Source organism: Inquilinus sp. (genome assembly GCF_057815775.1).
Window position 1 is genome coordinate 1 of the sequence record NZ_JBYRFX010000567.1, and the last position, 10,256, is coordinate 10,256.

Sequence of the window (10,256 nt, forward strand, 5' to 3'; positions counted from 1 at the left end):
GGTCGCGCTGAAGTTCCTGGCCGCGCCGCTCAGCCAGGACCAGCTCGCCACGCTGGTGCAGTACCCGACGAAACCGACCGAATGACCCCGCCGGGCGGCCGGCCCACGCCGGCTGCCCCTTGTCCCGGTATTGGAGCCGCCATGTCCGTCCCCCCGTCGCTTCCGGATCTCGCTTCGGTGCTGCCGCAGCATCGTTCGGCCTATTACGGCGGCGCCTGGCATGAGCCGCAGAACGGCCGCCATGTCGAGGTCACCAGCCCCGGCTCTGGCCGGTCGCTCGGCACGGTGGCCGATGCCGGGGCCGCCGATGCCGAGGCGGCGATCGCGGCGGCGCGGGAGGGGTTCCGGACCTGGCGGGCGGTGCCGCCGTTGGAGCGGGCGAAGGTGCTGAAGCGGATCGCCACCATCGTGCGCGACCATGCGGCGGAGCTGGCGCTGATCGACGCCGCCGATTGCGGCAACCCGGTCACCGCCATGCGCGGCGACGCCGATATCGCCAGCGCCCAGCTCGACTTCTTCGCCGGGCTGGTGACCGAGATGAAGGGCGCCTCGATCCCGATGGGGCCGGATGTGGTGAACTTCTCGGTGCGCGAGCCCTGGGGTGTCGTGACCAAGATCCTGCCCTTCAACCATCCCTTCATGTTCTGCGCCGGCAAGATCGCGGCGCCGCTGGCCGCCGGCAATGCGGTGGTGGTGAAGCCGCCGGAACAGGCGCCGCTGTCGTCGCTGCGCTTCGCCGAGCTGATCGACGGGCTGCTGCCGCCGGGCGTGTTCAACCTGGTGCCCGGCGGGCGCGAGGTCGGCACCGTGCTGGCCAGCCATCCGTCCGTCGCCATGGTGTCGCTGATCGGCAGCGTCGGCACCGGCCGTGCCGTGATGCGCGCCGCCGCCGATACGATCAAGCCGGTGATGCTGGAACTGGGCGGCAAGAACGCGCTGATCGCCTTCGCCGATGCCGACCCGGCCGAGGTCGCCGCAGCGATGGCGGCGGGGATGAACTTCACCTGGTGCGGCCAGTCCTGCGGGTCGACCAGCCGGGCCTTCATCCATGACGACATCTACGAGGCGGTGCTGCAGGCGCTGCCCAAGGCTTGCGCCGCGTTCCGGCCGGGCCTGCCGACCGATGCGGCGACCACCATGGGCGCCATCGTCAGCCGGGTGCAGTACGACCGCGTGCTCGACTTCATCGCCTCGGCCCGGTCGCAGGGCGCGCGGCTGGTGACCGGCGGCGGCCGGCCCGACGATGCGGCGCTACCTGATGGCTTCTACGTCGCGCCGACCGTCTTCGCCGATGTGACGCCGCAGATGCGGATCGCGCGGGAGGAGATCTTCGGCCCGGTCCTCGCCGTCGCCCGCTGGCACGACGTAGCGGCGATGCTGGAGGAGGTGAACGCCGTCGATTACGGCCTGACCTGTTCGATCTGGACCCGCGACCTCGACCGCGCGCACCGCACCGCCGGGGCGGTGGAGGCCGGCTATGTCTGGATCAACGAAGTGTCGAAGCACTTCCTCGGCGCGCCGTTCGGCGGCGCCAAGCAGTCGGGCATCGGCCGCGAGGAATGCCTGGAGGAGCTGATCGCCTACACCCAGGAGAAGAACATCCATCTCCGGCTGCGGAAGGCCTGAGCCGTGGCTAAGCTGACCCTGTCGGTCGCGACCGGCGACTACGACCGCACCCGGCCCCTGATCGACGGCAGCGTGGCGATCGACGGGGTCACGCCGATCCACATGGCGCTGGATCCGGAGGAGATCTTCTTCCGCGCCTTCCGCCATGCGGAGTTCGATGTCTGCGAACTGTCGCTGTCCAGCTTCACGGTCAAGGCGGCGGCCGGCGCGTCCGACTATGTCGGCGTGCCGGTGTTCCTGTCGCGCGCCTTCCGCCACACCGCGATCACCATCCGCACCGACCGCGGCATCCGCACGCCGCAGGACCTGCGCGGCCGGCGCGTCGGCCTGCCGGAATACCAGCTGACGGCCTGCGTCTGGGCCCGCGCCCTGCTGCAGGAGGATTTCGGCGTCGCGCCGGAGGAGATCACCTGGGTCCGCGGCGGCATCGAACAGCCGGGCCGGCCGGAGAAGATCGCGGTTGCCCTGCCGCCCGGCATCCGGGTCGAAGGCGCGCCGGACGGCGTCTCGCTGTCACAGTTGCTGGCCGCCGGCGGGATCGACGCGCTGGTCAGCCCGCGGGCGCCGTCCTGCCATGGCGATGGCGTGTCGCCGGTCGGCTGGCTGTTCACCGACCCGATGGCCGCGGCACAGGACTATTTCCGCCGCACCGGCATCTTCCCGATCATGCATCTGCTGGGCGTCCGCCGGTCGCTGGCGGAGGCACATCCCTGGCTGCCGGCCGCGTTGCTGAAGGCCTTCACCCGGGCGAAGCAGGTGGCGGAACAGCGGCTGGCCGACACATCGGCCACCAAGGTCACACTGCCCTTCGTCGAGGAACAGCTAGCCCAGGCGCGGGCGCTGATGGGGCCGGATTTCTGGTCCTACGGCGTCGCGCCGAACCGCACCACGCTCGACGCCTTCCTGCGCCACCACCACGCCCAGGGCCTGTCGCCGCGCCGGCTGACGGTGGAGGAGCTGTTCCACCCGGCGACGCTGGAGACCGTGAAGGTGTGATGGTTTCGTGGGTTGGGCTGCGCGATGCTGGGTTCGCGTCGCGAACCCAGCCTACGTCCCAGAATCCCTTTCCCCTGTCATTGCCGGGCTTGACCCGGCAATCCAGAGAATGTCGACAGTCTCTGGATGCCCGGATCAAGTCCGGACATGACAGTTGGGGAGCGACGGACGGACCCCACGTTCAAGACAGTTGTCACGTTTCCGTCATGCAAAATGGCACGACACGGTGCCGAACGGGCCGTAATCGGCGTGGAAGGTGTCGCCCGGGCGGGCCAGGATCGGCCGGATGAAGGAGCCGCTGAGGATCACCTGGCCGGGCTCCAGCGCCACGCCATGCGGCGCCAGCTTGTTGGCCAGCCAGGCGACCCCGGTGGCGGGGTGGTTCAGCACCGCGGCGGCGACGCCGGATTCCTCGACTTTGCCGTTGCGGCAGACGATCGCCGCGACCCAGCGCAGATCGGCCTCCATCGGCCGAAACGGCCGGCCGCCGACCACGATGCCGGCATTGGCGGCGTTGTCCGAAATCGTGTCGGTGACCTTCCGTGTCGCCTGGGTGTCCGGGTCGAAGCGCTGGATCCGCGCATCCAGGATCTCCAGCGCCGGCACCACGAAATCGGTGGCGTTCAGCACGTCGAAGATGGTGCAGCCGGGGCCGGACAGCGGCCGGTTCAGGATGAAGGCCAGCTCGGCCTCCACCCGGGTCTCGATGAAGCGGCCGGCCGGGATGTCGCCGCCATCCGGGAAGGCCATGTCGTCCAGCAGCACGCCATGATCGGGCTCGTCGATCTTGACGGCGTCCTGCATCGCCCGCGAGGTCAGGCCGATCTTGTGGCCGATCACCCGCCGGCCCCGCGCCAGCTTGGCGGCAACCCAGGCCCGCTGGATGGCATAGGCGTCGTCGATCGTCAGGCCGGGATAGTCCAGCGAGAACTGGCGGATCTGCCGGCGGGTCGTCTCCGCCTCATCCAGCCGTGCGGCGGCCGCGGCGATGGCCTGCGGGTCCAGCATCGGCTACTCCGCCGCCACGGTGTCGCGGTTGGTGGCGAAGCCGGCCTGGGCGCCCAGCACCAGCGGCGGCAGCTTCAGCGATTCCTGCCACAGCAGGCTTTCCATCGCGATGTTGAAGGGCTGGTCCTGCACGGTCAGCTCATAGACGTGCTCGTCATGCGAGGCGTGGTTGTGCACCGCCCAGCCGGGGGCGGACAGCATCAGGTCGCCGGCCTTCCAGGGATAGACCTTGCCCTCGACAGTCGAGCGGCCGCTGCCGGAGAAATAGTAGTTGATGGCGGCCGAGATGTGCCGGTGCGGCCGGTCGACGATCTTGGGCGGCCGGATCGTCATGGTGGCGAAGAAGGCCGGGGTGGTGCCGTTGGTCCGCCCGGTCATCTGGTTGTACAGCAGGTATAGCCGGCGGCCGACATAGTCGCTGCCCAGCGCCTCCAGCTTGTCGAGGTTCTGCTTCACCGCCTGCCAGGGCCAATGCAGCGTCGGCGATTCGACGCTGGGCGGGTTGATCAGGGTCTCGTACGGCATCAGCCACGACCCGTTGTCGAGCTGGAAGGTGCCGAACGGGTTGACCCGCTTGCCGTCGGCAACGGCATGGCCACCCGCCTCGGTCGCCGCCTTCGCCGGGGCCGGATCGTCCTCGGCCAGGTGGATGTTCAGCTTCTCCAGCACCGCGGCGTTGCTGTAGGTCAGCCGCGCCTGCAGGGCGCCGGTGGTGTTCTCATGGACATAGGACACGTAGGACGGGGTGTTCCAGACATCGTACTGGCCGAATTCGATCCGCCGGCTGCCGATGGCGGAGGTGCCGCCGCCCAGGATGCAGAAATTCACCTCGGTCGCGTTGTGCCGGTAGGGCAGCGTGCTTTCACCCGGCTTCAGCACCGACAGCGTCACCTGGATGCCGGGCGCCAAGCCCAGGCCAGGCGCCTTCGACCGGGGATGGATGATCAGCGACTGCCGCCGCCCGTTCGCCGGCTGCGGCAGGTCCGCCAACCGCGCGATCTCGGCATCGATCGCCTCCTTCGGGATCACGATCGGCTCCCATAGATCGAGATCGCCCTGCGCCGGCGTGCCGGTCTGGTCGAGGAAGAGGGAGTCCTGGGTCATATCCGTGCGTCCGCTACAGGGTTGAGGTGACGGGCCACAGGCGCGGCGTGGCGCGTTGCGGCGGGGTGAAGCTGCGGCCCTTGCCCAGCCGCAAGGCCAGGTCGAGGATCCGGGCGCCGAGCGCCAGATCGGCCAGGCCGATGCCCATGGCCTTGAACAGGGTCAGGTCGGTCCCGGCCGGCCGGACGGTGCCGTGCCGCACCAGCTGCGACAGCGGCCGGACGGCGCCCCACGCCGCGTCGTCCGTGCCGAACCAGGTGATGAATTCGCGCGACAGGCGGCGGATCTGCGGCACGCTGTCCACGGCCACCAGCCCGGCCCGGCCGAACACATCCTGGGCGAACTCCTCCCGCTCCGGCGTGATCGCGCCGACGGCGTTCACATGCGTGCCCGGCGCCAGCATGGCGGCCTGCAGGAACGGCTCGCGGGCACGGGTCGCCAGGTTGACGATCGCAGCACCGTCGACGCAGCGCGCCGCATCCGCGGCCAGCACGATCTCGGTGTCGGGCAGGGCGGCGCGCAGGGCGGCGGCCATCGCCCCGGCATGCGCCGGGGTCGGGCTGAACACGCGGATGCGGCGCAGCGGCCGCACCGCCGCGACGGCGGCGACCTGGGGCAGGGCCTGCCGGCCGCTGCCGATCTGCGCCAGCTCGTCGGCGTCCGCCGCCGCCAGCAGCCGGGTGGCGACGCCGGTCATGCCGCCGGTGCGCAGCTGGCCCAGGGCAAAGGCCTCGACGATCGCCGCCAGGCCGCCCGTCTCGGCATGCCACAGCACCAGGATCGGCGTTGCACCGCCTTCCGTGTGGGCCCAGACCTTGGCACCGACCAGGCCCTGGCCCTCCATCGTCGCGCCGATGGCATGCAGCGTGTGGCCGTCGCCCCAGGTGGCATGGGTCTTCACCATGGTCCGGGCGCCGCCGTCGGCCTCCAGCCGCAGGCCCTGCTCCAGCGCCTCGATCGCCTCGGCCATCGACAGCAGCTCGGCGACCTCGGCCTCGGCGATCCAGAGGGGGGCGGCCATCCGGGGCCCGGTCATCCGGCGAACCCGTCTTCGAACACCGACGGCACCGGCGGTGCCAGGTCCAGGCTGTTCACCAGCAGGGCGTGCATGACATAGCGGCCGATCACCATCAGCACCGCCACGGCGCCATCCGGCCCCAGCCCGCTCACGACATCGCCCAGCAGCGGGCCGGTGTCGCGGCCGTGCCGCTCCAGCGCCGCCAGCACGAAGCCCTGGACCACGGCCTCCGTCTCGCCGATCGCCGCGGCGTCGGGGGCCAGCCGCTCGACCGCTGCGACCCAGTCGCGGCCGAAGCCCAGGCGGACGGACAGCCGCTCATGCTGGTTGCGCTCATAGGCATTGCCGGTGGCGACCGCCACGGTCAGGGCAATGGTCTCGACCACGCGCTTGGGCAGGCCGGCCTTGGCGGATTCGGTGAAGTCGACGAACGCCTTCAGCGCATCGGGCTGATGCCCCGCGACCTTGAAGAATTCACCGAGATAGCCCAGCCGCTTCACCCGCGGTTCGAGCGCCGCCTGCAAATCCTGCCGGAGATCCGGGAAATCGAGCCTGGGAATGTCGGCAGTCATGATGCTGGCCTTCATCGGGAGAAGGCGATGGTAGGGACGGCGGCGATGCCGGGTCCAAAGCAGAAGTTCTCTAGGAGGTAGAGCGATCCGGTTCCGCGCCCCGCCGCGGGCCGGTGCAATTCCGCTTTGTCGGCCACGGCCGTTGCGGCAAGGTCGACTTGCATCACCGGGGATTTCGCCGATGGATCTGCGGCAGTTGCGGTATTTCGTGGGCGTGCTCGAAGCCGGCAGCTTCACCAAGGCGGCGGAGACGCTGCGCATCGCCCAGCCCGCGCTGGGGCTGCACATCCGCCGGCTGGAGGAGGAGTTGTCGGTCCAGCTGATGGTCCGGCATTCCCGCGGCATCGAGGCGACCGAGGCGGGACGGTTCCTGTTCGAGAATGCGCTGCGCATCCTGGCCGATGTCGATGCCACGTCGCGGGCGCTGCGCGATTTCAGCGGCCCGCCGCGCGGCCGGGTCGCGCTGGGCCTGACGCCCAGCCTGAACGCCACGCTGGCGACGGCAGTGATCCGCCGCTGCTCCGCCGAGATCCCGCTGGTCGCGATCACGATGGTGGAGGGGTTGAGCAGCGTGCTGGCGGAATGGGTGTCGGCCGGCCGGATCGACATCGCCTTGGCCTACAACGTGCCGGAAGGCCAGGCGCTGGCCAGCGACCCGCTGCTGCAGGAGGAGCTGTTTCTGGTGCAGCCGGCGGGCGATGGCGCCGACTATCCCGCCGATGTCGCCTTCGCGGCGTTGGCGGAGCATCCGCTGATCATGCCCGGCCTGCCGCACACCATGCGCCGGCTGCTGGAAGACATCGCGGCGGCGGCCGGCGTCACTCTGAAGGTCGCCTTCGAGATGCAGTCGGTGTCGACGGTGAAGGAGCTGGTGGAACAGGGCATCGGCGCCACCGTGCTGCCGCTGGGCGCCGTGCGGCGCGAGGTCAACCAGGGCTTGCTGCAGGCCCAGCGCATCGTCGACCCCGCGGTGACCCGAGTGATCCACCTGCTGCATTCGAGCCGCCGGCCGCTGTCGCGGGCGGAGGAGGAGATCATGCGGATCATCCTCGACGTCGCCCGCGAGGTGCAGGCCACTTCCGGCTGGACGGTGCTGCGCCGCTAGGGCGTGTCAGTCCTCGCTGTCGCTGATCATGCTCAGGGCGCCCCTGCGGTCGTTCGGCTTCAGCTTCAGGAACAGCGCGCGGGCCTTTTTGATGTCGCTCTCGGTCCCGGACTCCGCCGCCAGCTTGACCGCCACCGTGGTCGGGTGATCCGCGCCGCAGATGAATGCCAGGGCCTTGCCCAGCCGTCCCATCGTCGCCCGGTCGATTGCCGTATCCGTCATTCCAGATCTTCCATAAGGCGGGCGCCGAGGCCCGGATCGCCGGCACTATGCCAGAGGCGGCGGGCCGATGCAGGATCCATTGCCGGGCGATCCATTGCAGGCCGGGGCGTCAGGCGCGCCATTGTTCGCCATCGAGCCCGTCGATCGCCCGGTCGAGATAGGTGGCCGCGCTGATCAGGGCCAGATGGGTCAGGGCCTGCGGGAAGTTGCCCAGGAAGCCGGCCCGGACATCGAACTCCTCGGGGTAGAGCTGCAGATGGTTGCCGTAGCGCAGCAGCTTCTCGAAATTGGCCCGGGCCTGGTCGACCCGCCCGGCGCGGGCCAGGCATTCGACATACCAGAAGGCGCAGGCGGCGAACGACCCTTCCTTGCCGTCCAGCCCGTCCTCGCGGTCGTAGCGCATCACCAGCCCGTCATCGGCCAGCTGGTCGCCGATCGCGTCCAGGGTGGCCAGCCAAGCGGGATCGGTGGCGCCGACGAAGCGGACCAGCGGCATCATCAGCAGCGCGCCGTCGAGGTCGTGGCCGCCCTTGCTGCGCACGAAATGGCCGGCCGATTCGTCCCAGAAATTGGTCCAGATGTCTTCGTTGATGGCGTTGCGCGTCCGGATCCACTCCTCGAACGGCGCGCTCAGCGACCGCTTGCTCGCCAGCCGGATGGCGCGGTCGATGGCGACCCAGCACATCAGGCGGGAATGCAGATGCTCGGTCGGGCTGTTGCGCATCTCCCAGATGCCCGCATCCGGCAGCTGCCAGTTGGCGCAGACATAGTCCACGACGTGGCGCACGCCCTGCCAGTCGGCATAGGAGATCGCCTCGCCATACTTGTTGCTCAGATAGATCGAATCCAGCAGCGCGCCGTAGATGTCGAGCTGCAACTGATCGGCCGCCGCATTGCCGATCCGCACCGGCCGGGCGCCGCCATAGCCGGACATATGGTCCAGCGAGGTCTCCATCGGCATCGGGCTGCCGTCGACGGCATACATCACCTGCAGCTGCCCGCCCTGGCAGGTGGCGGCCCGGTCCGCCGTCCACCGCGTGAACGCCTGGGCCTCCTCCAGGTACCCCAGGCGCATCAGGGCATAGACGCTGAAGGAGGCATCGCGGATCCAGGTCGCGCGGTAGTCCCAGTTCCGCAGGCCCCCGGGCGTCTCGGGAATACCGAAGGTCGCCGCCGCGACGATCGAGCCGTGCTGGTGCGACGTCATCAGCTTCAGCACCAGCGCGGAGCGGGTGACCGCGTCGCGCCACCGCCCGCGATAGGTCGACTTCGCCGCCCAGGCCTGCCATTTGCGCGTGATCTCGTCGACGATGCGGTCCCGCCCGGCGGCGTCGGGCTTCTTCTCTCCATTCTCGTCTAGCACCAGATCGACGGTCTCGTCGGCCGCGAGCGTGAAGTCGGCCTCGGCGCCGGCATCTGCCCGGGTGAACCGGACGTCACCCCACAGCCGGATGGTCGGCGACCCCTTGGCCTTGAACACGACCCCGCCGTCGTCGAGCGAGACCTTGGGCCGCTGCCGCGCATAGTCGAAGCGCGGCGCGCAGCGCAACCGGAAGCGGACGGTGCCGCGCGTCACCCGGACCCGGCGGATCAGGCGGAAGGGACCCGGTTCGGGTCCGTCGGTCGCGGTCATCAGGTCGATGATCTCGGCGTTGGCCTCCGTGCCTAGCCAGCGCGTCATCAGCACGTTGCTGTCCGGCAGATAGGTCTGGATGATGCGGGCATCCGCGATCTCGGGCGCCAGCTCGAACGCGCCGCCGGCCTCTGGATCCAGCAGGGCGGCGAACAGGCTCGGACTGTCGAAGTTGGGCCAGCACAGGAAATCGATCGTCCCGTCGGTGGCGACCAGCGCCATGGTCGACAGATTGCCGATGACGCCGTGATCGGCGATCTGCCGGTCCGGCCGGGTCCTCGTCTTCTTCTTCGGCATTGCGCTGTAGTCCCGATCGCTTCGCCAATCCGGCGTCTTGACACCTAACACCGAAGCGCACCGGTGGCGTTCCCTCACCGCGATGGGCACGCCGCCGCACCGCCTGGGACACGAGCCCGTCCATGCCCATATCGGACGGGCAATCCGAGGAGATGGCTGATGACGAACACCGCTTTGGTCGTGGGCACGACCGGGATCGTGGGCAGTGCCACGGCCCGGCTGCTGGTGGAGGGCGGCTGGACGGTGGCCGGGCTGGCGCGCAAGCCGACGGCGCAGGACGGCGTGATCCTGGTCGCGGCGGACCTGCTGGATAGCGCGTCGCTCGGCGCGGCGCTGGGCCAGCTCCGGCCGAGCCATGTGTTCATGAGCATGTGGGCCCGGCAGGCGACCGAGGCCGAGAACATCCGGGTCAACAGCGCGATGGTGCGCCACCTGCTGGACGCGCTGCGGCCGGCCGACAAGGTGCGCCATGTCGCGCTGGTCACCGGCCTCAAGCACTATCTCGGGCCGTTCGAGGCCTATGGCAAAGGCAGGCTGCCCGCGACGCCCTTCCGCGAGGATCAGGGGCGGCTGGACATCGAGAATTTCTACTATGCCCAGGAGGACGAGCTGTTCGCCGCCGCGGCGCGCGACGGCTTCACCTGGAGCGTGCACCGGCCGCACACCATCATCGGC

The 10,256-nt window shown here is 69.8% G+C and carries 10 protein-coding genes; 4 read left to right on the forward strand and 6 right to left on the reverse strand.

Annotation, left to right across the window (positions count from 1 at the left end):
- Nucleotides 1-141: 141 nt before the first annotated feature.
- Both AC3XYG_RS19725 and AC3XYG_RS19730 read left to right on the forward strand, forming a co-directional pair.
- Nucleotides 142-1,626, forward strand: a complete 1,485-nt coding sequence (locus AC3XYG_RS19725; protein WP_489141565.1) for an aldehyde dehydrogenase family protein — start codon at nucleotides 142-144, stop codon at nucleotides 1,624-1,626.
- A 3-nt stretch (nucleotides 1,627-1,629) separates the two neighbouring features.
- Nucleotides 1,630-2,622, forward strand: coding sequence for a substrate-binding domain-containing protein (locus AC3XYG_RS19730; RefSeq protein WP_489141566.1), 993 nt, complete (start codon nucleotides 1,630-1,632; stop codon nucleotides 2,620-2,622).
- A 204-nt stretch (nucleotides 2,623-2,826) separates the two neighbouring features.
- Here the strand turns inward: AC3XYG_RS19730 and hpaH are convergent, their stop codons facing one another.
- From hpaH to AC3XYG_RS19750, 4 genes are read right to left on the reverse strand one after another with little or no spacing between them, the layout of a single operon-like run.
- Nucleotides 2,827-3,630 carry a 2-oxo-hept-4-ene-1,7-dioate hydratase gene (hpaH, locus tag AC3XYG_RS19735; RefSeq protein WP_489141567.1) on the reverse strand — a complete coding sequence of 268 codons (804 nt, stop codon included), beginning with the start codon at nucleotides 3,628-3,630 and terminating at the stop codon, nucleotides 2,827-2,829.
- Between the two features lie 3 nt (nucleotides 3,631-3,633).
- Nucleotides 3,634-4,734 carry an AraC family ligand binding domain-containing protein gene (locus AC3XYG_RS19740; protein ID WP_489141568.1) on the reverse strand — a complete coding sequence of 367 codons (1,101 nt, stop codon included), beginning with the start codon at nucleotides 4,732-4,734 and terminating at the stop codon, nucleotides 3,634-3,636.
- Between the two features lie 13 nt (nucleotides 4,735-4,747).
- The gene (locus tag AC3XYG_RS19745) at nucleotides 4,748-5,755 is read right to left on the reverse strand and encodes an ornithine cyclodeaminase family protein (RefSeq protein ID WP_489141569.1); all 1,008 of its coding nucleotides are present in this window, start codon (nucleotides 5,753-5,755) and stop codon (nucleotides 4,748-4,750) included.
- A gap of 11 nt (nucleotides 5,756-5,766) precedes the next feature.
- On the reverse strand, nucleotides 5,767-6,324 hold the full coding sequence (locus AC3XYG_RS19750) for a carboxymuconolactone decarboxylase family protein (protein ID WP_489141570.1): 558 nt from the start codon (nucleotides 6,322-6,324) through the stop codon (nucleotides 5,767-5,769).
- Between the two features lie 181 nt (nucleotides 6,325-6,505).
- On the opposite strand from AC3XYG_RS19750, the gene AC3XYG_RS19755 reads away from it, so the two are divergent.
- A complete protein-coding gene (locus AC3XYG_RS19755) occupies nucleotides 6,506-7,429 on the forward strand; it encodes a LysR family transcriptional regulator (RefSeq protein WP_489141571.1) in 924 nt (307 codons plus the stop codon).
- Nucleotides 7,430-7,435: 6 nt separating this feature from the next.
- Here the strand turns inward: AC3XYG_RS19755 and AC3XYG_RS19760 are convergent, their stop codons facing one another.
- The gene (locus AC3XYG_RS19760; RefSeq protein WP_489141572.1) at nucleotides 7,436-7,651 is read right to left on the reverse strand and encodes a hypothetical protein; all 216 of its coding nucleotides are present in this window, start codon (nucleotides 7,649-7,651) and stop codon (nucleotides 7,436-7,438) included.
- 109 nt (nucleotides 7,652-7,760) lie between these two features.
- Nucleotides 7,761-9,581: a glycoside hydrolase family 15 protein gene (locus tag AC3XYG_RS19765; RefSeq protein WP_489141573.1), complete on the reverse strand. Its 1,821-nt coding sequence runs from the start codon at nucleotides 9,579-9,581 to the stop codon at nucleotides 7,761-7,763.
- A 159-nt stretch (nucleotides 9,582-9,740) separates the two neighbouring features.
- Between AC3XYG_RS19765 and AC3XYG_RS19770 the strand changes: the two genes are divergently transcribed.
- Nucleotides 9,741-10,256 (forward strand): NAD-dependent epimerase/dehydratase family protein (locus AC3XYG_RS19770; RefSeq protein WP_489141574.1); only part of this gene is annotated, 516 nt, incomplete at its 3' end.